Here is a 24,946-nt window from a genome sequence, read left to right on the forward strand (position 1 = left end):
GTTCCTTCAATAGATAAAATTTAAATTCTGTTTCGCTACGCTACGCCAGCTGATCAGCCGACCGCAGCCGCACCGGCGACGATTTCCGACAGCTCTTTGGTAATGGCGGCCTGGCGAGTCTTGTTGTAGACCAACTTCAACTCGCCGATCACGCTACCTGCGTTATCGCTGGCGGCCTTCATCGCGACCATGCGCGCCGATTGCTCGGAGGCCATGTTCTCGGCGACGGCTTGATAGATCAGCGCTTCGACGTAACGCACCAGCAGTTCATCCACCACGGATTGCACATCGGGCTCATAGATGTAGTCCCAGGAGTGCGCGCCCTCGTCAGCCTTCAGCTTGTCGCTGGTCAGCGGCAGCAGCTGCTGCAGGGTGGCCTCCTGCTTCATCGTATTGATGAACTTGGTGTACACCAGGTACACCGCGTCCAGCTTGCCTTCCTGGTAAGCGTCGAGCAGCACCTTGACGGGGCCGATCAGCTTTTCCAGGTGCGGCGTATCACCCAGTTGCGTCACGTTGGCGGCCACACGGGCGCCGATGCGATTCAGAAAACCCAAACCCTTGTTGCCAATGGCGACGGTTTCGATGGCCTTGCCCTGGCCTTCCAGTTCACGGAACTTGTTGGTCAACAGACGCAGCGAGTTGGTGTTCATGCCGCCACACAGACCCTTGTCGGTCGTGACGACGATGAAACCAACGCGCTTGGCCGTATCCTGCTGGACCATGAACGGGTGCACGTACTCCGGATTGGCCTGCGACAGGTTGGCCGCAATGTTGCGGATCTTGTCGCTGTACGGGCGGGCTGCGTGCATCCGGTCCTGCGCCTTGCGCATTTTGGATGCCGCGACCATTTCCATCGCCTTGGTGATCTTCTTCGTATTTTCTACGCTCTTGATCTTGCCACGTATCTCTTTACCTGTAGCCATGAGTAAGACTCCTTATAGCTTCAGTAAGAATTAGTACGCGCCGGATTTCTTGAAGTCAGCGATGGCGGCTGCCAGGGCTGCCTCAGCATCCTTATCCAGTTGCTTGGTGTCTTCGATCTTCTTCAGCAGGTCAGCGTGGCTGGTCTTCATGAAGTTGTGCAGACCCGACTCGAAGGCCAGGATCTTCTTCACTTCGACGTCATCCATGTAGCCCTTGTTGACGGCGAACAGGGTGACAGCCATGATCGAGATCGATTGCGGGGTGTACTGAGCCTGCTTGAGCAGTTCGGTCACGCGCGCACCGCGGTCCAGCTGCTTGCGGGTGGCTTCGTCCAGGTCGGAAGCGAACTGCGCAAAGGCAGCCAGTTCACGGTACTGTGCCAGGTCGGTACGGATACCGCCGGACAGGCCCTTGATGACCTTGGTCTGGGCAGCGCCACCGACGCGCGACACCGAGATACCGGCGTTGATCGCAGGACGGATACCGGCGTTGAACAGCGAAGTTTCCAGGAAGATCTGGCCGTCGGTGATCGAGATCACGTTGGTCGGAACGAAGGCGGAAACGTCACCAGCCTGGGTTTCGATGATCGGCAGTGCGGTCAGGGAACCGGTCTGGCCCTTGACTTCGCCGTTGGTGAACTTCTCGACGTAGTCGGCGTTCACGCGGGCAGCACGTTCCAGCAGGCGGCTGTGCAGGTAGAACACGTCGCCAGGGTAAGCTTCACGGCCCGGCGGACGGCGCAGCAGCAGCGAGACCTGACGGTAAGCCACGGCTTGCTTGGACAGATCGTCATACACGATCAGGGCGTCTTGACCGCGATCGCGGAAGTATTCGCCCATGGCGCAACCCGAGTAGGCCGACACGTATTGCATCGCTGCCGATTCGGAGGCGGTTGCTGCCACGACGATGGTGTATTCCATCGCGCCGTGGGCTTCCAGTGCGCGCACCACGTTCTTGACCGACGAAGCCTTCTGGCCGATCGCAACGTAGATGCAGGTCATGTTCTGACCCTTTTGGTTGATGATGGCGTCGATCGCAACAGCGGTCTTGCCGGTCTGGCGGTCACCGATGATCAGCTCACGCTGGCCACGGCCGACGGGCACCATGGAGTCGATCGACTTCAGGCCGGTCTGCATCGGTTGCGACACGGACTGACGCGCGATCACGCCCGGGGCGATCTTTTCGATCGGGGCGGTCAGCTTGGCGTTGATCGGACCCTTGCCGTCGATCGGCTGGCCCAGTGCGTTGACCACACGGCCCTTCAGTTCAGGACCGATCGGCACTTCCAGGATGCGGCCGGTGCACTTGACCAGGTCGCCTTCGGAGATGTGTTCGTATTCGCCCAGGATAACGGCGCCCACCGAGTCACGCTCCAGGTTCAGCGCCAGGCCGAAGGTGTTGCCCGGGAATTCCAGCATCTCACCTTGCATCACGTCGGACAGACCATGGATACGGCAGATACCGTCGGACACGGAAATGACCGTGCCCTGATTGCGAATCTCAGCGGTATCGCCAAGGCCTTGGATCCGGCTCTTGATCAGCTCGCTGATTTCAGATGCGTTGAGTTGCATACTAACTCCTAAAAATTGTTCTTTCGCTTAGCCAGCCAGAGGCACTTACGCGGCCAGAGCAGCTTGCAGCTGCTGCAGCTTCGCGCGCACGGAGGTATCGAACACTTCGTCGCCGACCACGACGCGCACACCGCCAATCAGGCTGCTGTCGACCGTCACGGAGGGGTTCAGCTTGCGGCCGAACTTCTTCTCCAGTGCCGAGACCACATCCTTGACCTGGGCATCGCTGAGCTCAAAGGCGCTCACGATGTTGGCATCGGCCGAACCTTCCGCCGTGTTCTTGAGCACGTGGAATTGTTCGGCGATCTGCGGCAGCAGGACCAGGCGGCCGTTGTCGACCAGCGTCTTGACGAAATTCTGCGCCTCGACGGACAGCGGGGTCTTCAGGGCAGCGGCAAACACTTCTGCCAGCTTGTCATGCGATACGGAAGGGTTCTGCGCCAGGGCCTGCACCTCGGGATGCGCCGCCACCTGGGCCATCTCGTCGACGAGATCGGACCAGGCTGCCAGGCTGCCTGCCTTGGCCACACGGAACAAGGCTTCGGCGTAAGGACGAGCGATCGTTGCGAGTTCGGCCATATTACAGCTCTGTCTTCAGTTGATTCAGCAAGTCGGCGTGAGCAGCCGCATTCACTTCGCGCTTGAGGATCTGTTCCGCGCCCTTGACGGCGAGCGTTGCGACCTGGCCGCGCAGTTCTTCACGTGCCTGGTTCACTTGCTGTTGAGCGTCGGCACGGGCAGCGGCGATGATGCGGGCAGCTTCTTCAGCGGCCGTCTTCTTGGCTTCTTCAATGATCAGCTGAGCGCGCTTTTCGGCTTCGCCGATGCGCTTCTGGCCTTCATCACGTGCCGATGCCAGTTCGCCCTGGATACGCTTTTCGGCGGCGGCCAGATCGGCCTTACCGCGGTCAGCGGCTGCCAGCCCGTCCGCAATCTTCTTGGCGCGTTCATCGAGCGCCTTAATCAACGGCGGCCACACGAATTTCATCGTGAAGCCGGCGAGGATGAAGAAGACCACGAACTGTGCAATCAATGTTGCATTTAAGTTCACGGTAATTTCCTTCTCAGAATAACGAGTGCCGGAACCAATCGTCCGGCAGATGAGAATCGGCTATGAAGCGCGAATTACTTGGCGATGAACGGATTTGCGAATGCGAACAGCATGGCGATACCAACGCCGATCAGGAAGGCCGCGTCGATCAGGCCAGCCAGCAGGAACATCTTGGTTTGCAGGGTGTTCATCAGTTCAGGCTGACGTGCGGATGCTTCGAGGTACTTACCGCCCATGATCGCGATACCGATACAAGCGCCGATAGCACCCAGGCCAATGATCAAACCGCAAGCCAGAGCAACGAAAGAGACATCAGTCATGACAATTCCTTAAGAAAAGTTAAATTAAATACAAAACCAAAAAACAAACTGAAAAACAGGTACTGCAAGCCTTGTGTTAGTGCGCTTCGTGCGCCTGGCCCAGGTAAACCAGTGTCAACATCATGAAGATGAATGCTTGGAGCAACACGATCAGGATGTGGAAAATTGCCCAGATAGAACCGGCGATCACATGGCCGATGAAGCCGAATGCGGTCGCGGTCGATCCCAGCAATGCGATCAGCAGGAACAACAGTTCGCCTGCATACATGTTGCCGAACAGTCGCATGCCCAGGGACACGGTCTTGGCGGCGAATTCGATGATGTTCAGCAGCAGGTTGAACGGAGCCAGCCAGATGCCGAAGGGTGCTGCAAACAGTTCGTGGATGAAGCCGCCTGCGCCCTTGATCTTGACGCTGTAATACAGCATCAGCGCCAGCACGCCCAGGGCGATGCCCAGGGTGCCGTTGAGGTCGGCGGTCGGAACGATGCGGTGATGCATTTCACCCAGGCCGAACAGGCCCAGGATGCCGGAAGCCAGATCCACCGGCAGGAAGTCCAGCGAGTTCATCAGGGCCACCCAGACGAACACGGTCAGCGCCACCGGGGCGATGAAGGTGCGGTCGCCGTGGACGATGGCCTTGGACTGGTCTTCCACCATTTCCACGACCATCTCGACGAAGGCCTGGAAGCGGCCCGGCACGCCCGAGGTTGCCTTGCGGGCAGCCAGGAACATGAAGAAGCAGGCGATCACGCCGCAGAACACGGACCAGAAGATGGTATCCACGTTCAGGACGGAGAAATCGACGATCTTGGTCTGGTGATGCGTGGAGAGGTGTCCGAGGTGGTGGACGATATATTCAGAGGCTGTCGGCGCGTGCTCTGCGGCTTCTACGGTCATGGTCGGTGTCTAAACAGTAAAATGAAATAACTCTTAAGCACCACGATGAAGCTCAGCAAAAATGCGAGCCAGTGAACACCGTGGTACAACCAAACGATCGCGCCCATGAGCGCAAAAGTCGTAGCAATCTTGATAAATTCCCCGAAGAAAAACGTCATCGGGTTGGTACCACCGGGTTTCTGCGCACTGACATGAAGTCGCAGTGCAAACAGGGCATTGGGAACGACACAGCAGACGCCTCCCAACAATGCGGACCAAAGCGCCGGAAGTCCGCCCAGCATCCCCGCCACCAGGGCAGCGATGACCGTGGTGAGGAGCTGCAAGAGAATGATGCGCAGCATATCTATCCAATATCGTGCATGCGCCGCACCCTTTACGAGCAGACGGCAGCTTAAAAGCCCGGCGATTATAAAGGTTCGTTTTCCGGTAAGTCAAACCTTTTGCAGCCAGATCAAGGGCTTATCTGGGGCACTTCGCAGCGAGTTGTGGCAAATAGGCAGCCACTTCGATTTTTTGCAGTGCAACACAAAAACGCCATTGCGCGTATTTTGTCCACTGCCCGCTATTTGCTCCCGAGGGATCTCCCCTTCTTGTCCCTTTGTTCAGATTTGTGCATCTCGCAGTGAATTTGCGGAAATGCATGCACAAAAGCCGGAAAAACGCGCCGGTTTTTGAAACAGCGCTCAATTTAATCAAAAAAGCCCGTCGACGCCAGAGAAATATCCCGCAAATTCAATGATTTACGGAAATTTTGCGGGCGCTCGCAAACGTTTACGCAAGGCGCTGACATTTTGTCAGGAAATTGGAAGAGGTCGGACGACCGGGCTCGCTTTCAGGGTGGTATGTTGCAGCACAGCGTGAGCCGGGAAAAAAAGTGAGCCCGCTCACCAGACCGGTGCAGTGGTCGGACCGTTGATGCCGTAGAAATACGGCATTGGATGAAGATCAGATCAAACCCAGGTGCAAGCCCTTGAGGGTGGCGGCCGCCCGGGTGGAGCACTGCAGTTTGCGGAAGATGCTCTCGACGTGGGTGCGCACGGTGGAGGGACTGATCTGCATGGTACGGGCGGCTTCCTTGTTGCTCTCGCCCAGGCTGATGCGGCGCAGCACCTCGACCTCGCGCTCGGAGAGCAAGCCCTTGCGGACCGGGAGCGGAACGCCCTCTCCTGCCGCTGCGGCCAGCACCCAGCGCACCGCCTCCGGATCAACGCGGCCAAGGCGGGCCTGCTCCTGCAGCACCTCCCCGGCGGCCGGCGGCGCATACGCCTCGCGCCAGGGACGGCGGGCGCACAGCGCGGCCTGGACCGACGCGGCCGCCAGGAGTCGGGCTGGCAATCCCAGCATGTCGGCGTCCAGCCCCCGGAAATAACCGCTGCCATCCAGACGTTCATATAGTTGCGAGGCCAGCGCGGCCTCATGATGCAGGCCGGGAATGAGCGCGCCGGCACGGGCGGTCCAGTAGGGTGCGAGGCGAATGCGCTCCCAGTCAGCCTGGCCCGGACGGCCCTCGCGCTCCCAGATCGTATTGGAAACCGAAGCGCGCCCGATGCCATGGATCAAGGCGGCCCGTGCCAGCCGTTCCTGTTGCTCCACAGGCAGGCCCGCCAGCACCGCTGCCCGCTGCGCCAGTTCGCTGACGCGCCTGGAGTAGCCGGTCAACCAAGGCAGCTTCAGTTCGATCAGGTCGGCCACGATGCTCAGGGGAACGGCGTGCATGGGCAGGCCCACCGGTATCGCTGCCCCATCGGCCTCCTCGTCAAGCGCCGCCAGCCAGTCTGCCGCCTGCGGCAGGACGCGGCTGACCAGCTCGGCCGGATACTTGATGCCGCCGTTGCGCTGCACCGCCTCCAGGGCGAACGGGATATCGTGCGACCGTGCATGAATCTCCAGATCCCCCGCCAGGCTGGTGTAATAGACCACGGCGGGCACGGCCGCGCCCTGCAGCCGCTGCGGCACGCCGCTGCCATCGTAGTGTTCCCAGACATGGCGCAGTCCGGTCTCGACCCCGCCCGGCAAACCCAGCATGCCGGCCACGTCGCCTGCCACCTCACAGTGGATGCGGGCCAGCGGCTCGACCGTCGCAAAGTTCAGGGGATGCCCCTCGGGCAAGGCTTGCCGCAGCATGGCCTCGCGTCCGCCCACATCGTCACCCAGCAGGCTGGCAAAGCCCGCCGCATTGGCAGTACAGCCGGACCAGCGCAGCCAGGCCACCAGTTGCGCCTGCTGGATCAGGTCGGCCGTGGCACCCTCCAGCGTGGCAATGCGGGCGGCCAGGACCGCGGACCGGCGGGACTGGTGCGGCGGCTGGCCCATGCTGAGGTCGCCGACCAGTGCCAGAACCTGCACGGCAGTGCCGGCGGCGACCAGGTGGGCGGCGGGCAGCGCGGACGTGCCGGGGTCGGGAAGGGGGGAAGCGTCGGGAAGCATCCCGACACTGTAGCGGCAAGCATCCACCGGCCGCAATCAACTCTTCGGTTAATGGGCAGGCCGGTGGCAACCGGCCAGAATCGCAGCGCCGTGCCGCACGCTGGCCGGGGTCGGTCAATTGACCGATACCGGCAGCGCAGCGTCATTTCTATACTGGCCTCACTGCAACACACCCCTAGCCCACGCACTCTTTGAACAGGAGAACACCATGAAATCCGCTTTCCCCCGCTTCAGCTTCAAGACCACTCTCGGCATGCTGGCCCTCGCCGCCGCCTTCACCGGCAGCAGCGCCATCGCCGCCGATGCCTCGGACAAGCCGTCGGTCGTGATCGTCCACGGTGCCTTTGCCGATGGCTCCGACTGGGCCAAGGTCATCCCGCTGCTGCAAGCCAAGGGCATCAAGGTCACCGCGGTGCAGAATCCGCTGACCTCGCTGGCCGACGACGTCGCCGCCGCCAAGCGCGCCATCGACAACCAGCCGGGCAAGGTGGTGCTGGTCGGCCACTCCTGGGGCGGCACCGTGATCACCGAGGCCGGCAATCATGAGAAGGTCGCCAGCCTGGTCTATGTCGCGGCCTTCGCACCGGACGCCGGCCAGGCCACGGGCGACCTCGGCAAGGACCTGCCGGTACCGCCGGGCATCGCCAAGCTGTCGGTGGACAAGGCCGGTTTCGCCAGCCTGCCGCCGGCCGCGCTGGCCGCTGATTTCGCCCAGGACGTGCCGGCCAGGCAGGCCGCCGTGATGGCCGCAACCCAAGGTCCGATCGCCATGAAGGCCTTCGGCGACAAGGTCGAGACCGCCGCCTGGAAGACTCGTCCCAGCTGGTACATCGTCAGCACCAAGGACCGCATGATCCAGCCCGCACTGGAGCGCAGCTTTGCCAAGCAGATCAACGCAAAGACGACCGAGCTGGCCGCCAGCCACGTGCCGCAGCAATCGCGTCCGGCCGAGGTGGCCAAGGTGATTCTGGAGGCCGTGGCCGCGACCCGGTAAGCCTCCCTCCTCAGCAAAGTTCGCCGCCGGCCCGCGCCGGCGGCGCATCTCTCATTCCGCTTCCGCCTCTGCCGCCGCTGCGCAACGGCGGGAATGAAAGAAGAAAGCCTGCCTGCTTCACTCTTGCCCGGCCGCCACGCCATGGTCTAATAGGGGCCTCGTCGACACCAACGCTGCTGCGCACATGCATTCGTCCGGGTGATCTCGGCGATATTCCTCTCCCGCATTCGAGGCTGCATGATGTCGAACTTCTGGCGTGACAAACGTATTTTCATTACCGGGCACACCGGATTCAAGGGCGGTTGGCTCAGCCTGTGGCTGCACATGATGGGCGCGAAGGTCAGCGGCTATTCGTTGCCTGCACCGACCCATCCCAGCCTGTTTGAACTGGCCCGGCTGCACGACTGCGTGCAGACCACCACCGGCGATGTGCGCGACCCGGTGCACCTGGCGCAGACCATGGCAGCCGTGCAGCCTGACGTGGTGTTTCATCTTGCGGCCCAGGCGCTGGTGCGGGACTCCTATGCCAACCCGGTGGACAACTACGCGACCAATGTCATGGGCACCGTGCACGTACTGGAAGCCGTACGGCACACCCCCAGCGTGCGATCCGTGGTGGTGGTCACCAGCGACAAATGCTATGAGAACCGTGAATGGCTGTGGGGCTACCGCGAAGACGATCCCATGGGCGGGCATGATCCCTACAGCAGCAGCAAGGGCATCGCCGAACTGGTGACCTCGGCCTATCGCCGCTCCTTCTTTGGCGAGCGCGATGCGGGCCGCGCCGCAATCGCCAGCGTGCGGGCCGGCAATGTGATCGGCGGCGGCGACTTCGCCGCAGATCGCCTGATCCCCGATGTCATCCGCGCCCTGCAAGCGCAGACGCCGCTGAACATTCGCCACCCTGGCGCAATCCGTCCCTGGCAATTCGTGCTGGAACCGCTGTCAGGCTATCTGAAGATTGCGCAACTCCTTTACGAAGAAGGCCCGCGCCATGCGGAAGCCTGGAATTTCGGCCCGGCCGATGCCGATCCCCGCAACGTCGGCCAGCTCTGCGAGAGCTTCAACCAGGCGCTTCGGCAACACGACATCGCGCCGCTGGACATCCGTGTTGAATCCCAAGCCCATGCCCCGCATGAAGCCCATCTGCTGCGGCTGGATATCTCCAAGGCGCGCCAGCGCCTGAACTGGACGCCCAAACTGGAATTGACCGTCGCGCTGCAGATGACCGCGCGCTGGTACGCCGCTTACCTGAACAACGATGAGCTGCGCACCCTGACCGAAGAACAGATTGCGTTTTACCAGACTCTGACATAATCACGCTGTTGCCAACTTACCAAGAGAAGCTCACATGAACATCCTCGTCACCGGCGGTGCCGGCTACATTGGTTCACATACCTGCGTGGAATTGCTCAAGGCAGGCCACGAAGTGATCGTCTTCGACAATTTCTGCAACAGCAGCCCGGAGTCGGTGGCGAGAGTGCAGCAGATCACCGGCCGTTCACTGGCGCTGGTCAAGGGGGACATTCGCAACCGCGATCAGCTGGAAAGCGTGCTGCGCGAGTTCAAATGCGACGCGGTCATCCATTTCGCCGGCCTGAAAGCCGTGGGCGAGTCGGTGGAAAAGCCGCTCATGTACTACGACAACAACGTGGTCGGCACCGTGCGCCTGCTGGAAGCCATGGAAGCCACGGGCGTGAAGACCATCGTCTTCTCCTCCTCGGCGACGGTCTACGGCGACCCGCAATACCTGCCGCTGACGGAATCCCATCCGCTGTCGGCCAGCAATCCGTATGGCCGCAGCAAGATCGTCATCGAAGACATGCTGCGCGATTACCATCGCGCCCATCCGGACTGGAAGATCGCACTGCTGCGCTACTTCAACCCGGTCGGCGCGCACGAGAGCGGCATGATCGGCGAAGATCCGGGTGGCATCCCCAACAACCTGATGCCCTATGTCGCCCAGGTCGCCGTGGGTCGCCGTGAAAAACTGAGCATCTGGGGCGGCGATTATCCGACCCCGGATGGCACCGGCGTGCGCGACTTCATTCACGTGGTCGACCTGGCGACCGGCCACCTGGCCGCCCTGCAGGCACTGACCGAACCACAATGCTTCGCGGTCAATCTCGGCACCGGCAATGGCTACAGCGTGCTGGATGTGGTCAAGGCCTATGAAAAGGCCGCCGGCAAACCCATCCCCTACACCATCGCCGCGCGGCGTCCGGGCGATATCGCCTCCTGCTATGCCGATCCGGCCGAAGCGCGCCGCAAGCTGGGCTGGGAAGCCAAGCTGGGACTGGACGCCATGTGCGCCGACTCGTGGCGCTGGCAGCAGAACAATCCGAACGGCTTCAAGCCCTGAGCCATGAAATCCATGCGCATCCTGCTTACCGGCAGCAGCGGCCAGGTCGGCAGTGAATTCCTGCGCCGCCTGCGTGCGATGCCGGCCGGCCTTGATGTAATCGCGCCCGTGCGCGGGCAACTCGACCTCACCGACGCGGATGCGCTGCGCACGGCGGTACGCGAAGCCCGGCCCGATCTGATCATCCACCCGGCCGCCTATACGGCGGTGGTCAAGGCCGAGTCCGAACCGGAGCTGGCGCGTCGCATCAACACCGACGCGCCCGCCCTCCTGGCGCAGGAGGCCGCGCGGCTGGGGGCTGCCCTGATCCACTTCTCCACCGATTACGTGTTCGACGGACAGCACCCCGGTGCCTATACGGAAGACATGCCGACCCATCCGCTGAATGTCTACGGTGCCAGCAAGCGTGACGGCGAACTGGCCATCGCCGCCAGCGGCGCAGCCCACTGGATCTTGCGGACCAGCTGGGTCTACAACCGCACGGGCAACAATTTCATGAAGACGGCCATTCGCCTGGCCCAGCAGAAGGAAAGCTATACCATCGTGGGCGACCAGTTCGGGGCACCGACCTGGGCCTCCACCATTGCGGCGGTCTGCTGCCGCATGCTGGCCGGGGCCGAAGGCGGGCGCGAGAAAGTTGCGGCCACCAGCGGCATCTATCACCTCACCGCGCAGGGTGCCACGTCGTGGCATGGCTATGCGCAACTGGTGGCGCGCGAGCTGATGGCGCGTGGCGTCCCGGTCAGGCTCAAGGGACTGGACCAGATCACCCCGGTACCGACCTCTTCCTACCCCACGCCGCCCGAGCGTCCGCTCAATTCACGGCTGGATTGCAGCAAGCTGGAACAGCGCTTCGGCATCACCCTGCCCGCATGGGATGAGGACGCCACGGCCTGCCTGCAGCAGATCATCGACCACTACCAGCTCGATCAGGGCAAGCTGCTCCCTGACTGACGACGCAGGCAGTGTAGCCGGCCGGGCAAGTGATGAACCTGGTCAGTGGCTGGGGACGTACTTGGTCTGGTCACCACGGGTGATGAGATTGAGCTGTCCAAAGAAACGCATGTAGCCCGGATCACCGTAGCGTGCGCGCAGTTCGCGCAGGAGCAGGTAGCTGCCCAGGCGTTCAGCGCAGAAGGCCCACGCGCGGGATTGATAGCCTTCGCGGCGGGTGTCGTAGTGCTGGACGCAATACCAGGTCACGGCTTCGATCTGCTCCACGGTGCGCAGCCAGAAATCGGCAGGAAACACGCCCATCTCGATGCCGCCCATGAAGAAGGTCTTCTCGTTGAAGAACAGCTCGGCTTCGCTGCGTGCAAAGACCCCCAGCTCGGTTGCGGCAGCCGCATAGCGCAACAGATCCTCGGCGTGATGCGAGACCGCGTAATGCGACAGATAGCCGGCATCCCGCCCGCTCACCTTGAACCCGCAGGTCTTGCCGACCAGGAATTCCTGCTCGCCCGGCTCCATCATCTGCTCCAGCGACAGCCGTACGAATTCCTTGTCGGAGACCACGTCCATCATCCAGTTGTCTTCGGCAGGCACGCCGCTGATGCGCTCGCGCGAAATGAACTTGCGGTACAGGCAAACGCCCACGCGCTTGACGTGGGGGTAGTCGCGCAGGATCAGGTTGCGCAAGGCAAAGTTGCCGAGCATGCCGGCCACGATGGGGTGATAAGGGACCCATTGGGGCGCCAGGTCGCGCAGATTGAGCGCGCCCTCATGCTGGGCCTCGCCGAGGTAGATCGGCAGCACATGATCGGGGAATTTCACCGGCAACGGCACGTGGGTCATGCAGCCAAACACCAGCTCGCCACGCGCGGCCTGGGCCGCCGCGTTATCGGGCAGCGCGAGCGCGCGCGGTGCCAGCGTCAGCGATGGCGATGACGCAGCGGCGAGCGGTGCCGCCAGCGGCGCAGGCGGCCGGGACGGCGCGCCGCGCAACTGTCCGCTGCGCAAGCTGAAACGCTGCAGATCAGCGGCGTCACCGCTGGCGGCATAGGCGTTGCGCAAGGCTTCCAGTTCCGCCAGGTCGGCAGCTGCCACGGGCAGGGCAGCCGGCATCAGCGCCGGCGGGCAATGCCATACGCGCAGTTGCTGGTCCAGTCCCAGCACCAGGGAGCCCAGGCGTGCCGCCAACAGCGACCGTCCGGACTCGCCGGATACTGCCTGGCGCTGCAGTGCTGCGCGCAACTCACCCGGCTCCTGCTCGGCCATCTGGAACAGGCGCTCGGCCAGATCAAACCAGGTTTGCCAGAACGCCGGCTTGGCCGCGATGAAACCGTGCGGCACATTGTTCTGCCACTGCGGCACGAAATGCAGCGGGTCCAGTTGCAAACCCAGCGCCTGCAGGAAACGCTTGGCCAGCGCGGCGAAACCCTCCAGATGCTGCTCCGCCTGCAGCAGCAGGTTGAGCTGGCCACAGGCCTCCAGCGGATGCGGCATGAAGGTCCAGGCGGCGGCTTGCGGATTCGCCTCGATCAGACTGCGCACGCCGGCCGCATCCAGACCGGTCTGGCCGAGAAATGCCGGCGTGACGAAGGCATAGCAAGCCTCGCCATCGATAGCCTGTTCATGAAAAAAGCGGCGCATGGCCAACAGATCGCCCCAGGCGTCAGGCGCAGGGGTGAGCACGTGCTGGAAGCCTGGCGCTGCCGGCACGGTCGACGGGGCAAGCTGCAACAGATGAATATGCATGTCGGCCTCCCTCACCACACCTGAAGCTGCGGCACCGCAATGGCGAAGCGGCCGCCCCACGCACGGATCTCGGCCAGCTGCTGCGCGACCTCGTCCTTGATGTTCCAGGGCAGGATCAGCACCACGTCCGGCTTTTCGTCGAGCAGGCGCTGCGGGGAAACGATGGGAATATGACTGCCTGGCATGTACTTGTCCTGCTTGGAAGGTGCAGCATCGGCGACCATGGCCAGCAGGTCGGGATGCACGCCGGAATAATTGAGCAGCGTGTTGCCTTTGGCAGCGGCGCCATAGGCCAGCACCTTCTTGCCGGCGCGCTTCTGCTCCAGCAGGAAGGACAGCAACTGCAACTTGATCTCTTCGGCACGCGCCTGGAACCCTGCATAGCCCTCGATGCGCTCCAGCCCGGCCTCCCGCTCACGTGCCAGCATGGCCTGCACGGCCGGCGTAGCGGCGATGGCGGCATCGGCATGGCAGGCATAGATGCGCAGGCTGCCACCGTGGGTCGGCAGCTCCTCGACGTCGTAGACGCGCAGCCCCTGCGATTGCATCACGCGCTGTACCGCCACCAGCGAGAGATAGGAGAAATGCTCGTGGTAGACGGTATCGAACTGTGCCTGAGCGATCAGGTTCAACAGGTGCGGACACTCGACCGTCACCGTCCCTTGGGGTGCCAGCAGGGCGCGCATGCCGCCCACGAAATCATTGATGTCCGGGACATGCGCCAGCACGTTGTTGGCGGCGATCAGGTCTGCAGCACCATGGCTCTCGCGCAGCCGCTGGCCAAGTGCCACGCCGAAAAATTCCTCGACGATCGCAATGCCCCTGGCACGCGCGGCGTCAGCCGTGCTGGTGGTGGGCTCCACGCCCAGGCAGGGGATGCCCTTCTGCTGCACGTACTGCAGGAGATACCCATCATTGGCGGCCAGTTCGACCACCAGGGATTGCGCGTTCAGGTTCAGGCGTGCCGCAATCATGTCCACATAGCGCGCGGCATGCGCCAGCCAGGTGCTCGAGGTGGATGAGAAGTAGGCGTAATCGGTGGCAAAGAGCTGGTCGTAGTGCGTGTAATCCTCGGTCTGGACCAGCCAGCACTGGCGGCACACCATCACCTTGAGCGGATAGGTGGTTTCAGGACGACGCAGATCCTCGGCCCTCAGATAAGCGTTGGAGGGCGGTGAGAAACCCAGGTCGAGGAACGTGTCATGCAGTTCGGTCTGGCAGTGGCGGCATTTCATAGCGGTATTCCATCGAAATCGGGAGCCAGCAGCTGATGCTGGAGGTCGCGTGGCGACAGGTTCTGCGGTGGCAGCGGCCAGGCGATGGCCACGCGTGGATCATCATGGCACACACCGCCTTCGGCATGCGGGACATAGGGAGCAGTATGCAGGTAGAGCAGCGAGCTGCCCGCTTCCAGGACCTGGAAACCGTGCGCGCAGCCTTCCGGCACCAGCAGCGCGCGGTCGTCGCCGGCGGCCAGCTCGACGCCGCGCCACTGCAGGAAGGTGGGTGAGCCCTTGCGCAGGTCCAGCACCACATCGAAGACGCGGCCTGCCAGGCAGCGAATCAGTTTCTTTTCGGCATGGGGCGCATGCTGGAAGTGCATGCCGCGTACGCTGCCGGGCTCGGCCGTGAACGAATTGTTGACCTGCACGATGCGGCTGCCCTGCAATACCGGTGCCAGTTCCTCGTCGCAGAACCAGCGCGCGAAGCTGCCGCGCGCGTCACCGCGCCGCACACTGGACACCACCACCGCCCCCGCGATTCCGGTGGGCGTGATCTGCAGGTTCATGCGCACTCCCCGCGCCCGCAGGACGGGCTCAGCTCCAGGTCTTCCATCGTGCCTGGTCCTGGTCCCACATCTGGTTGAGCTGAATCTTGTCGCGCAGGGTGTCCATGCATTTCCAGAATCCGTGATGCGGCCAGTTCAGCAGCCTTCCATCCCCTGCGATCTGCTCCAGCGGGGCGCGTTCGAAGATGGTGCCCTCGCCTTCCTTGAGGTAATCGAACACACCCTGGCGACACACCATGAAGCCGCCGTTGATCCAGCCCAGGTCACCCGGCGGCTTCTCGCGGAAATCGCGGATGAAGCCGGCCTCATCGGTCTGCACCATGCCGAAACGCGCCTCGGGCTGCACCGTGGTCATGGTCACCAGTGCCTGGGGATTGGCCTGGTGATGCGCCACCAGGGCGCTCACGTCGACATCGGAAACACCATCGCCATAGGTGAGCATGAAATCGCCCTCCTTGAGATAGTCGCGGGCCGCCAGCAAACGGCCGCCCGTCTGGGTCGACAGGCCGGTTTCGACCAGCGTCACTTTCCACGGCTCGGATTTGTTGCGATGGACTTCCACCCGGTTGTCGGCCAGATCGATGGTGACATCGCCCTGATGCAGAAAGTAGTTGGCGAAGAATTCCTTGATCAGGTAACCCTTGTAGCCCAGCAGGATCACGAACTCATTGAAGCCGTGCTGCGAATAACCCTTCATGATGTGCCACAGGATGGGCTTGCCACCGATCTCCACCATCGGTTTCGGACGCACATCGGTTTCTTCCCCAAGCCGCGTACCCAGACCGCCGGCGAGAATGACGACTTTCAATTTGTACCCCTAGATGAGTGATGATCCGTCAGCCATGAAAGTATTGCATCCAAAGCAACACTCTCACCAAAGATGCCTATGTTACCGGCTTTGCCAGCGGGAACAACCGTGGGTCTGGGCGGTTTATCGAGGCCAATTTGGCTTTTTGCAGTCCGCCGCTGCAGCCGGCCATGCGAGGATTTGTCGCCCTCTTTGCCGCCAATTCAGGCCATTCCCCGCAAAAGTGCGCTGCTATACTGCGCCGATTGCATGAGGTCTGCCCTGCAGGGGGCGCAGCGCCTGGATGCCGCCGCCGGGGGCAGGAAGCCGGGGCGCTGTCCGTTGCGCAGATCATCGAGCCACCCAGAGACAGACCACCGAGTAGCATATGAGACCAGATTTGTTCGCCCGGCTGCACTCCCCCTACTACATCTTTGCGCCCGCCTTCGCCACCCAATCGGAAGAAGCCCTGCTGCTGCATCGCCTCTGCCACGCACTGAACCTGTGGGGCGAAGAAGCCTATGTCACCGAAGAAGGCAGCACCTCCCTGCGCACGCCGCGGCTGACGCAGGAGCTGATCAACGCCCACCTGGCGGCCGGACGCAATCCCATCGTGATCTACGCCGGCAGCGTGGCCGGCAATCCCCTGTCCGCAGTGAACGTGGTGCGTTTCCTGCTCAAGCCTGGACAGGCCGCGCTGGCCGGCGAATTGCCATTGGCCTGGCAGCCCGGACTCGGTGGCGGCGTGCAACTGCTGGAATTGCCGCTGCTACCAGCGGCAGACCAGGCAGCCCGCCGCGAGCTGGTGGCGGGGCAATTGGACGACTTCATCCTGGCCAGCCAGCGGCGCTTCAACGCGCCTCCTGCGGCTCCGGCCTTTGCGCCCGCACCGGTCCCGACGCGCCGCAAGAAACGGCTGGTGGTGTATTCGGTGGAATCGACCTGGAGCCCTTGCCCGCAGATCCGCCTGATCCGTCCCTTCGCCCATCTGCAGGACGAGTGGGAACTGGTCTGGGGCATCCAGAATGGCCAGCTGCAGAGCAATTACCTGGCCGATGCCGACCTGATCCTGCTGCATCGCTACACCCCCGGCCTGATGTCGCTGGACGTGCTGCGCACCATCTTCAGTTCCAAGGTTCCCATCATCTACGAGTCCGACGACCTGCTCAACGAGATTCCGGCCGACCATCCTGAAGCCCAGCAAGGCGCGGCCTGGAAGACCGGCATCGAGTTCGCGGTCCGGCATGCGAAGGCCGTCGTGGTTTCCACCGAATTCCTCGCCGCCAAGTACCGCGAGCTCAATGCGGCGGTCCACGTCCTGCCCAACTACATCGATTTCGATCTGTTCTACCGTCCGGTTCCCCAGTCCACCGCCCCCGACGGACGCATCAACATCGGGCTGCTGGGCTCTTCCATCCAGCCCTCCAATTTTGCGCTGGTCGACCAGGCCCTGCGCGCCCTGGTGGAGCGCTACGGTACGCGCCTGCACATCGACTTCGTCGGCTGGGAGTGCCCGCAGGGCTGGGCCGGCCATCCGCTGACGACCTTCCATACCTTCGTGCACCAGTACGTGGACTATGCGGCGCAATTGCGCCAGTGGAACTGGGATATCGCGCTGATCCCGCTGGCCAGCGACGAATACAATCAATGCAAGAGCTACATCAAGTGGCTCGATTACTCGGCGGCCGGTATCGCCTCCGTCTTCAGCGACGTCTCGGTGTACAGCCAGGTCGTCACGCATGAGGTCACCGGCCTGTTGATGCCCAATTCAAGCCAGGCATGGCTGGACGCCATCACGCAACTGATCGAATCGCCCGGGAAGCGCCACGCCCTGGCCGCAGCCGGGCAGAAGGAAGTGCGTGAAGGCTTCGACCTGGCCGCCAAGGCTGCCCACTATCACGATGTCTACAGCCGTTGCCTGGCACCCTGATGACCATGAACAAGCACATCCTGCAGATCCACTACGACGAAGCCAGCCGCCGCATGCTGGATCCCGGCTTCACGCCGCTTGAGATCGTCGGCAATCCCCGGCCCGACTGGCGCGAGTACTGGGGCATCCGCAATTATTTCCTGAACACGGCGCTCAATGAGGACGATTACTACGGTTTCCTCTCTCCGCTGTTCTTCGACAAGACGCGCATGAACGCGCAGCAGGTGCATGCCTTCATGGACAGCCGCCCTGGCGCGGATGTGTACACGTTCTCGCCGTCGATGTCGGATGCCTCGGCCTACCTGAGCGTCTTCGAACAGGGCGCGCGGCGCCATCCCGGCATCGTTCCGGTCGCGCAGGCGCTGATGGCAGACATCGGGCTGGACGTGAACCTGCAATCGCTGATCAACAATTTCCGCTCCACCGCGTACTGCAATTACATCATTGCCAAGCCCGTGTTCTGGGACAAGTGGTTCGCCATCAACGAGCACATGTTCGCCCTGGCGGAGGCCAATGCCACGCCACTGGCGCGCAAGCTCAACGAAGTCACCGACTATGGCAAGAGTACGGTGCAGATGAAGGTTTTCATCATGGAGCGCATCGGTTCGCTGGTGATGGCGCTCATGCCCGAACTGCAGGTGACGAATCTGAACATTGCCGCCATGCGCTTCGGTGACCCGCTGTTCTATCCCTGCCGCGACGAGATGGTGATCCTGGATGCGCTCAAGACTGCCTACCTGCATTCGGCCGACCAGGCTTACCTCGATCGTTTCCACGCCCTGCGCCACGACCTGCTGCGGCGCTGCGATCCCGAGTACCGGCAGGATCGCCCGGCCAGCTTCTTCTGACCCGGCACCGGACGCCGCCCCGGCGCGGCGTCCCTCTGCGGCCATCCGGCCATTCAAGTTTTACCCTTTCCTTCCGTAGATGAACGCATCGGTGCGGGCTTGCCTACCTGCGCGCGGGCGATCCTGCAATGACGTCCATGCGATAAATAGGGGGCAAGTTTCCTCGCTTATGTGGCCGTCGTCCGCCTGCCCAAGCTGTCAAGATGCAAACATGGGCAAGACTCTCTGTGATATTTCTCCAGGGAAATTTCTTGCACTGCAAGCGCACGGTACGGCCTCGGCCGAGGTATCCGCAGCCGCCGGCCTGATCCGCTTTGGCCAGCCATGGCGCGATCACCACTGACAGTTTTTACATTAGGGAATCACGCGTAGATATGAATATTCTGGTCACCGGCGGCTGCGGCTACAAAGGCAGCGTTCTCGTCCCCAAACTGCTGGCGCGCGGCTACAAGGTGCATGTGCTGGACATCATGTGGTTCGGCAATTACCTGGCCCCCCACCCCAACCTGACCGTGACCGAAGGTGACGTGCGCAACATCGACCAGATCAATCTGGACGGTGTGGACACGATCATTCACCTGTCGTCGGTCGCCAACGATCCCTGCGGCGATCTCGATCCCAAGCTGACCTGGGAAGTCAGCGCACTGGCCACGATGCAGCTGGCCGACAAGGCCGTGCGCAAGGGTGTCAAACAATTCATCTACGCTTCTTCCGGCAGCGTCTACGGCGTCAAGGAAGAGCTGCAGGTCACCGAAGACCTGGAACTGAAACCGATCTCCGAATACAACAAGACCAAGATGGTCTCCGAGCCGGTGCTGCTGAGCTACAAGGACCGCATGATCGTCCAGATCGTGCGTCCGGCCACCGTGTGCGGCTACTCGCCGCGCATGCGCCTGGACGTGTCGGTGAACCTGCTGACCATGCAGGCGCTGGCCAAGGGCAAGATCACCGTGTTCGGCGGCACCCAGGTGCGTCCGAACATCCATATCGATGACATCACCGATGTCTACCTGCACCTGATCGATCATCCGGAAATCACCGGCGTCTACAACGCCGGCTTCGAGAACATCTCCATCCTGGACATCGCGCGCATGGTGGCCAAGCACATCCCGGTGGACATCGTGGTGACCGAATCGAACGATCCGCGCTCTTACCGCGTGAATTCGGACAAGCTGCTGGCCACCGGCTTCAAGCCGTCCAAGTCGGTCGAGACCGCCATCACCGAGATCATCGAGAAGTACCGCAGCGGCGTGCTCAAGGATGAGGACCGCTATTACAACCTGAAGTGGATGGAGCAGACCGTACTGTCTCCCAAGGCGGCATGAGCCCGGCACCGGTTTCGCTGACGGCGTTCCAGGATTACGCCACCCGCCTGCAGGCAGTACTGGCAGGTTCGGACTGGAATGGCGTGGGCCGCCTGGCGCAGGCCATGCAGGAATGCTGGCTCAAGGGCCGCCAGGTCTTCCTGTGCGGCAATGGCGGCAGCGCCGGCAATGCCATCCACCTGGCCAATGATTTCCTGTACGGCATCGCCAAGCGCACGGGCGGTGGCATGCGGGTCTCGGCGCTGTCGGCCAATGCCGCCGTGCTGACCTGCCTGGCCAACGACATCGGCTACGACCACATCTACTCCGAGCAGCTGGCCGTGCAGGCGCAACCGGGCGATCTGCTGATCGTGCTGTCGGGCAGCGGCAATTCGGGCAACATCCTGCGTGCGCTGGAACAGGCCAGGAAGATGGACGTGCTCTCCTGCGCCATCCTCGGCTACAGCGGCGGCAAGGCCAAGGACCTGTGCGACATCCCGGTCCACTTTGCGGTGGATGACATGCAGATCGCCGAGGACATGCAGGTGATCGTGGGGCATATGGTCATGCAGTGGCTGTACGAAAACAAACCCGCAGTGGAATGAACATGTCGGCAAAATATCTCATCATCGGCAGCAACTCGTTTTCCGGTGCCAGCTTCGTGGATTACCTGCTGCGCACTGGCAACGACGTCATCGGCGTGAGCCGTTCACAGGAACCGCATCGCGCGTTCCTGCCTTATCGCTGGTCCGAGCATCAGGCCGCATTCACGTTCTACCCGTATGACCTCAACAAGGACCTGGCCGCGTTGACCGAATTGATTCAGCGCGAGAAGCCCGCCATCGTGGTCAACTTCGCCGCGCAAAGCATGGTCGCCGAAAGCTGGAAGAATCCGGAACACTGGTTCGAGACCAACGTCATGGCGACCATCCGCCTGCACGAAGTGCTGCGCCAGTGCGACTTCCTGGACAAGTACGTGCACATCACCACACCCGAGGTGTATGGCAGTACCGATGGCTTCATCAAGGAAGACACGCCGTTCAACCCGAGCACCCCGTATGCGGTGTCCCGCGCAGCGGCCGACATGAGCCTGAAGACCTACTTCGATGCCTACGGTTTCCCGGTAGTGTTCACCCGCGCCGCCAACGTCTACGGTCCGGGCCAGCAGTTGTATCGCATCATTCCGCGCACCATCCTCTCGGTGCTGACCGGGAAGAAACTGCAGCTGCATGGCGGTGGACTCTCGCGCCGCTCCTTCATCCACATGCGCGATGTATCGAGCGCCACCCATGCCATCGCCACGCGCGGTATCAATGGCCAGACCTACCACATCTCCACCGACGAGATCGTCAGCGTGCGCGAACTGGTCGAGCGCATCTGCGCCAAGCTGGACGTGGATTTTGCGGCCAACGTCGAGATCGTCGGCGAGCGCCTGGGCAAGGATGCCGCCTACATGTTGGATAGCAGCAAGCTGCGCCAGAGCCTGGACTGGAACGTGAAAGTCTCGCTCGACGAAGGACTGGATGAATGCGTCAGCTGGGTCCGGCAGAACCTGGACGCCATGCAGACCATGGAATGGAACTACGTCCACAAGCCCTGAGCCGCACTGATGTGCAGCCTCGGCGAATGCCGCATCGTTTTGCTGCCCGTTTGAAAGAACGGGCATTGCTTTTGGATAGATCGTTATGGCCCAAGACATTACCGCGCTGAAGAAAACAGCCAGCCAGCTGCGTGGCCGCATCATCGAGAATGCGCACCGCACCCAGACACCGCACCTGGGCTCCTGCCTTTCCTGCGTGGACATCCTCACGGCGGCCTATTTCGGTACGCTGCGCATTGATCCTTCGCGGCCGACCGACCCGCTGCGGGACCGCTTCATCCTCAGCAAGGGACACGGCGCTGCCGCACTGTTCCAGGTGCTGGCCTTGCGCGGCTTCTACCCGATCTCGATGCTGGACGACTATGGCAAGGACGGCGGCATCTTCGCCGAACACCCCCCGACGCCTGATCACCTGCCCGGTATCGAGGCCGCCACCGGCTCGCTCGGCCATGGTCTGCCGATCGGCCTGGGCATGGCCCTGGCTGGTCGCATCCAGCAACAGCGCTATGACGTCACGGTGCTGCTGGGTGACGGCGAATGCAATGAAGGTTCGGTCTGGGAAGCCGCCATGATGGCCGCGGCCCAGCGTACCGGCAACCTGATGGTGCTGGTCGACTTCAACAAGTGGCAGGCCACCGGCCGCAGCGAGGAAGTGCTGGCCTTGAATCCGCTGGTGGACAAGTGGCGCGCCTTCGGCTGGGACGCGATGGAAATCGATGGCCACGACATGGCGACCCTGGTCGAGATCATGGGACGCCCGCGCGCACCCGAAGGAAAACCCATTGCCGTGGTGGCACACACCGTCAAGGGCAAAGGTGTCTCCTTCATGGAAGACGACAACAACTGGCACTACCGGATTCCCAATGCCGACGAAGTGGCCGCTGCCTATCAGGAACTGGGAGTACAGGCATGAGAAACGCGTTTGCAGACGAGATCACCAAACTGGGTAGCAGTGATCCGCGCGTGGTGCTGCTCTCGGGCGACATCGGCAACAAGCTGTTCGACAAGTTCAAGGCCGCCAACGGCACGCGCTTCCTCAACTGCGGCATCGCCGAAGCCAACATGATGGGCGTGGCCGCCGGCATGGCGCTGTCCGGCTTGCGGCCGGTGATCTACACCATCACGCCGTTCACCACCACGCGCTGCTTCGAGCAGATCCGCGTGGATGCCTGCTATCACAACGTCCCGGTGATCATCGTGGGGACCGGCTCCGGACTGTCCTATGCCGAACTGGGGCCGACCCATCATTCCTGCGAAGACCTGGCGATCATGCGGGTACTGCCCAACATGACGGTGCTCGCGCCGGCCGACGAAGTCGAGCTGCGCCAGTGCCTGCGTGCTGCGCTCAAGCTCGACGGCCCGGTCTACATCCGCATCGGAAAGAAAGGCGAGCAGATCGTTCCCAAGCAGGACGAGCACTTCGAGATCGGCCGCGCCATCAATGTGCGCAGCGGCAGCGATGTCTGCCTGATCGGTGCCGGCACCTTGCTGCCCACCGTGATGGCGGCAGCCGATTTGCTGCAGGCACGCGGCATCTCGGCGCGCGTGGAGAGCTTCCACACCATCAAGCCGCTCGATGAAGCCAGCCTGGAGCAGGCGTTCGCGGGATACGCCGTGGTAGGCGTGGTGGAAGAACACAGCCGCATCGGCGGCCTGGGCGGTGCCATTGCAGAATGGCTGGCGCGGCAGGAGCCCATGAAGGGGCGTCTGCTTGGCTTCGGCGTGGACGACAGCTTCATGCACGAGATCGGCTCGCAGGAGTATGCACGCGCCAAGTACGGACTGACCGCCGACAACATCGCCGCCAAGGTGGAGGCTGCGTTCCGGAAGACGGCAGGCTGAGATGCGCATCGGACTGGATTTCGACAACACCATCGTCACCTACGACTCGCTGTTCCACAAGGTGGCGACCGAGCAGGGACTGGTCCCGGCGAGCTTGCCGGTCTCCAAACTCGCCGTGCGCGACTACCTGCGCGAAGCAGGCCAGGATGCCGTCTTCACCGAACTGCAGGGCGATGTCTACGGCGCCCGCATGGGCGAGGCCGAAGCCTTTGCGGGCGTGTTCGACTTCATCCGCCAGGCTTCTGTGCGGGGTGCCGAACTGCTGATCATCAGCCACAAGACCCGCTATCCCTTCATAGGTCCGCAACACGATCTGCATGCGGCGGCCACCGGCTGGATTGACGGCACGCTGCGCGCAGCCACCGGGAAGGACGCCGTGCAGGCCGTGTATTTCGAGCCGACCAAGGAGGCCAAGATCGCGCGCATCGCCGACTGCGGCTGCGATTACTTCATCGACGATCTGCCCGAGATCCTGCGCATGCCGGGATTCCCGCCGCAGACGGTGCGCCTGCTGTTCGATCCCGAGGGCAATCATGCTGCCACATCGGAATTCACGCGACTCAGTGGATGGCCGGGGATCCAGGCCTTCTTCGAGGAACGATGGTGAATACCGGGCTGCAAGCCACCATCACGGCCTTGCTGGCGCAGTCGGGACTGGATGCTGGCGACCTGCGCCTCACTGCGCTCGACGGCGGCGGCAACAACCGCGTCTATGCCGTCGACACGGCGGGTGGCCGCTATCTGGCCAAGGCCTATTTCAGCGATGCTGCCGATACCCGCGACCGCCTGGGAGCGGAGTACCGTTTCCTGCGCTACGCCGGCAAGCTCGGCTTGCACTGCGTTCCGCGCGCGCTGGCCTGCGACCTCCAACAGCGGGTCGGCCTTTACGAATACGTCCATGGCGAGAAGATCGTCGCAGCACGACTGACATCGGACCATGTCATGGCCGCCGCACAATTTCTGCATGTCCTCAATGCGGCGCGGCACGACGGTCACGATCTGCCGCCGGCCTCCGAAGCCTGTTTCGATCTGACGCAACACCTGACTACTGTCGACCGCCGCATCGCGCGCCTGCAGGCCATGGTCCCCGCTGATGCGCTGGACGCACAAGCGCAGGCATTGATCAGCGAGATGGCGGCAGTCTGGCAGCACCACCGTGCGCGGCTGCTTGCCGAGGGTCTGCCAGTGCTGTTGGAGGCGGACCGTTGCATATCGCCTTCCGACTTCGGCTTTCACAACGTCTTGTTGCGACCTGATGGTCAGTTGTGCTTCATCGATTTCGAATACGCCGGGTGGGATGATCCGGCCAAGATGATCGGTGACTTCTTTTGCCAGCCCGCCGTCCCGGTTCCCTTTGACGACTTCGAGGATTTTGCCGGCCAGGCACTGGCCTGGTCCGAGCGGGCCGGCTCGCTGCGCGAGCGCGCCCGGCAGCTGCTGCCGGTGATGCAGGCAAAATGGTGCTGCATCATGCTCAACGAATTCCTGCCCGAGGCCGCGCGGCGACGGCAGTTTGCCGATGCCTCGATTTCAGTGGAGCAGCGCAAGCGCACCCAGCTCGACAAGGCGCGACAATTTTTCCAATCCAGACTGGTATAA

26 protein-coding genes are annotated in these 24,946 nt (G+C 62.5%); 14 read left to right on the top strand and 12 right to left on the bottom strand.

The window, feature by feature from the left end:
- Nucleotides 1–53: 53 nt before the first annotated feature.
- From atpG to E2K99_RS22550, 8 genes are all read right to left on the bottom strand, one after another.
- Nucleotides 54–926, bottom strand: a complete 873-nt coding sequence (gene atpG / locus E2K99_RS22515; protein ID WP_034330979.1) for a F0F1 ATP synthase subunit gamma — start codon at nucleotides 924–926, stop codon at nucleotides 54–56.
- Nucleotides 927–956: 30 nt separating this feature from the next.
- Nucleotides 957–2,498 carry a F0F1 ATP synthase subunit alpha gene (gene atpA / locus E2K99_RS22520; RefSeq protein WP_034330981.1) on the bottom strand — a complete coding sequence of 514 codons (1,542 nt, stop codon included), beginning with the start codon at nucleotides 2,496–2,498 and terminating at the stop codon, nucleotides 957–959.
- A 45-nt stretch (nucleotides 2,499–2,543) separates the two neighbouring features.
- On the bottom strand, nucleotides 2,544–3,077 hold the full coding sequence (locus tag E2K99_RS22525; RefSeq protein WP_034330982.1) for a F0F1 ATP synthase subunit delta: 534 nt from the start codon (nucleotides 3,075–3,077) through the stop codon (nucleotides 2,544–2,546).
- A 1-nt stretch (nucleotide 3,078) separates the two neighbouring features.
- Nucleotides 3,079–3,549, bottom strand: a complete 471-nt coding sequence (locus tag E2K99_RS22530; protein WP_034330984.1) for a F0F1 ATP synthase subunit B — start codon at nucleotides 3,547–3,549, stop codon at nucleotides 3,079–3,081.
- Nucleotides 3,550–3,623: 74 nt separating this feature from the next.
- On the bottom strand, nucleotides 3,624–3,869 hold the full coding sequence (atpE, locus tag E2K99_RS22535) for a F0F1 ATP synthase subunit C (protein ID WP_006461334.1): 246 nt from the start codon (nucleotides 3,867–3,869) through the stop codon (nucleotides 3,624–3,626).
- 76 nt (nucleotides 3,870–3,945) lie between these two features.
- Nucleotides 3,946–4,767: a F0F1 ATP synthase subunit A gene (gene atpB / locus E2K99_RS22540; RefSeq protein ID WP_134223622.1), complete on the bottom strand. Its 822-nt coding sequence runs from the start codon at nucleotides 4,765–4,767 to the stop codon at nucleotides 3,946–3,948.
- The gene (locus E2K99_RS22545; RefSeq protein WP_039783514.1) at nucleotides 4,764–5,108 is read right to left on the bottom strand and encodes an ATP synthase subunit I; all 345 of its coding nucleotides are present in this window, start codon (nucleotides 5,106–5,108) and stop codon (nucleotides 4,764–4,766) included. Before E2K99_RS22545 ends, atpB begins: the two co-directional genes overlap by 4 nt.
- 604 nt (nucleotides 5,109–5,712) lie before the next feature.
- Nucleotides 5,713–7,194, bottom strand: coding sequence for an HD domain-containing phosphohydrolase (locus E2K99_RS22550; RefSeq protein ID WP_134223623.1), 1,482 nt, complete (start codon nucleotides 7,192–7,194; stop codon nucleotides 5,713–5,715).
- A gap of 208 nt (nucleotides 7,195–7,402) precedes the next feature.
- On the opposite strand from E2K99_RS22550, the gene E2K99_RS22555 reads away from it, so the two are divergent.
- From E2K99_RS22555 to rfbD, 4 genes are all read left to right on the top strand, one after another.
- Entirely contained in the window at nucleotides 7,403–8,188 is a 786-nt protein-coding gene (locus tag E2K99_RS22555) for an alpha/beta fold hydrolase (protein WP_121040752.1), read from the top strand.
- A gap of 240 nt (nucleotides 8,189–8,428) precedes the next feature.
- Nucleotides 8,429–9,505 carry a CDP-glucose 4,6-dehydratase gene (rfbG, locus tag E2K99_RS22560; RefSeq protein WP_205703821.1) on the top strand — a complete coding sequence of 359 codons (1,077 nt, stop codon included), beginning with the start codon at nucleotides 8,429–8,431 and terminating at the stop codon, nucleotides 9,503–9,505.
- Between the two features lie 34 nt (nucleotides 9,506–9,539).
- Nucleotides 9,540–10,550, top strand: a complete 1,011-nt coding sequence (galE, locus tag E2K99_RS22565; RefSeq protein ID WP_134223625.1) for a UDP-glucose 4-epimerase GalE — start codon at nucleotides 9,540–9,542, stop codon at nucleotides 10,548–10,550.
- Nucleotides 10,551–10,553: 3 nt separating this feature from the next.
- Entirely contained in the window at nucleotides 10,554–11,504 is a 951-nt protein-coding gene (gene rfbD, locus E2K99_RS22570; RefSeq protein ID WP_134223626.1) for a dTDP-4-dehydrorhamnose reductase, read from the top strand.
- A gap of 42 nt (nucleotides 11,505–11,546) precedes the next feature.
- Here rfbD and E2K99_RS22575 read toward each other — a convergent pair whose 3' ends face one another.
- Genes E2K99_RS22575 through rfbF form a run of 4 tightly spaced genes read right to left on the bottom strand, consistent with a single transcriptional unit; the run spans nucleotide 11,547 to nucleotide 15,844 of the window.
- On the bottom strand, nucleotides 11,547–13,247 hold the full coding sequence (locus E2K99_RS22575) for a hypothetical protein (protein ID WP_134223627.1): 1,701 nt from the start codon (nucleotides 13,245–13,247) through the stop codon (nucleotides 11,547–11,549).
- Between the two features lie 11 nt (nucleotides 13,248–13,258).
- Nucleotides 13,259–14,482, bottom strand: coding sequence for a class I SAM-dependent methyltransferase (locus tag E2K99_RS22580; RefSeq protein WP_134137055.1), 1,224 nt, complete (start codon nucleotides 14,480–14,482; stop codon nucleotides 13,259–13,261).
- The gene (locus tag E2K99_RS22585) at nucleotides 14,479–15,036 is read right to left on the bottom strand and encodes a dTDP-4-dehydrorhamnose 3,5-epimerase family protein (protein ID WP_134223628.1); all 558 of its coding nucleotides are present in this window, start codon (nucleotides 15,034–15,036) and stop codon (nucleotides 14,479–14,481) included. The genes E2K99_RS22580 and E2K99_RS22585 overlap by 4 nt, the downstream gene beginning before the upstream one ends.
- A 28-nt stretch (nucleotides 15,037–15,064) precedes the next feature.
- Complete coding sequence (gene rfbF, locus E2K99_RS22590; RefSeq protein ID WP_034331002.1) at nucleotides 15,065–15,844, bottom strand: glucose-1-phosphate cytidylyltransferase; 780 nt, start codon at nucleotides 15,842–15,844, stop codon at nucleotides 15,065–15,067.
- Between the two features lie 367 nt (nucleotides 15,845–16,211).
- On the opposite strand from rfbF, the gene E2K99_RS22595 reads away from it, so the two are divergent.
- The 10 genes from E2K99_RS22595 (at nucleotide 16,212) to E2K99_RS22635 (ending at nucleotide 24,946) form a co-directional block, all read left to right on the top strand.
- Nucleotides 16,212–17,753: a glycosyltransferase family 4 protein gene (locus E2K99_RS22595; RefSeq protein WP_240733793.1), complete on the top strand. Its 1,542-nt coding sequence runs from the start codon at nucleotides 16,212–16,214 to the stop codon at nucleotides 17,751–17,753.
- Nucleotides 17,753–18,601, top strand: coding sequence for a hypothetical protein (locus tag E2K99_RS22600; protein ID WP_240733794.1), 849 nt, complete (start codon nucleotides 17,753–17,755; stop codon nucleotides 18,599–18,601). Before E2K99_RS22595 ends, E2K99_RS22600 begins: the two co-directional genes overlap by 1 nt.
- Nucleotides 18,602–18,812: 211 nt before the next feature.
- A complete protein-coding gene (locus E2K99_RS26140; RefSeq protein WP_276321807.1) occupies nucleotides 18,813–18,944 on the top strand; it encodes a hypothetical protein in 132 nt (43 codons plus the stop codon).
- A 31-nt stretch (nucleotides 18,945–18,975) separates the two neighbouring features.
- Nucleotides 18,976–19,926 (top strand): NAD-dependent epimerase/dehydratase family protein, encoded by a 951-nt coding sequence (locus E2K99_RS22605; protein WP_034331005.1) that lies wholly within the window; start codon nucleotides 18,976–18,978, stop codon nucleotides 19,924–19,926.
- On the top strand, nucleotides 19,923–20,510 hold the full coding sequence (locus tag E2K99_RS22610; RefSeq protein ID WP_034331006.1) for an SIS domain-containing protein: 588 nt from the start codon (nucleotides 19,923–19,925) through the stop codon (nucleotides 20,508–20,510). Before E2K99_RS22605 ends, E2K99_RS22610 begins: the two co-directional genes overlap by 4 nt.
- A gap of 2 nt (nucleotides 20,511–20,512) precedes the next feature.
- Entirely contained in the window at nucleotides 20,513–21,505 is a 993-nt protein-coding gene (locus E2K99_RS22615) for a GDP-mannose 4,6-dehydratase (RefSeq protein ID WP_134223629.1), read from the top strand.
- 85 nt (nucleotides 21,506–21,590) lie between these two features.
- Nucleotides 21,591–22,418 (top strand): transketolase, encoded by an 828-nt coding sequence (locus E2K99_RS22620; protein WP_134223630.1) that lies wholly within the window; start codon nucleotides 21,591–21,593, stop codon nucleotides 22,416–22,418.
- Nucleotides 22,415–23,347 (top strand): transketolase family protein, encoded by a 933-nt coding sequence (locus tag E2K99_RS22625; protein ID WP_134223631.1) that lies wholly within the window; start codon nucleotides 22,415–22,417, stop codon nucleotides 23,345–23,347. Before E2K99_RS22620 ends, E2K99_RS22625 begins: the two co-directional genes overlap by 4 nt.
- A gap of 1 nt (nucleotide 23,348) precedes the next feature.
- On the top strand, nucleotides 23,349–23,954 hold the full coding sequence (locus E2K99_RS22630) for a haloacid dehalogenase-like hydrolase (RefSeq protein ID WP_134223632.1): 606 nt from the start codon (nucleotides 23,349–23,351) through the stop codon (nucleotides 23,952–23,954).
- Nucleotides 23,915–24,946, top strand: a complete 1,032-nt coding sequence (locus tag E2K99_RS22635) for an aminoglycoside phosphotransferase family protein (protein WP_240733795.1) — start codon at nucleotides 23,915–23,917, stop codon at nucleotides 24,944–24,946. Before E2K99_RS22630 ends, E2K99_RS22635 begins: the two co-directional genes overlap by 40 nt.

Origin of the sequence: Herbaspirillum huttiense (assembly GCF_004367745.1) — a bacterium.
In the GTDB taxonomy this organism is placed as follows: Bacteria; Pseudomonadota; Gammaproteobacteria; order Burkholderiales; family Burkholderiaceae_D; genus Herbaspirillum; species Herbaspirillum huttiense.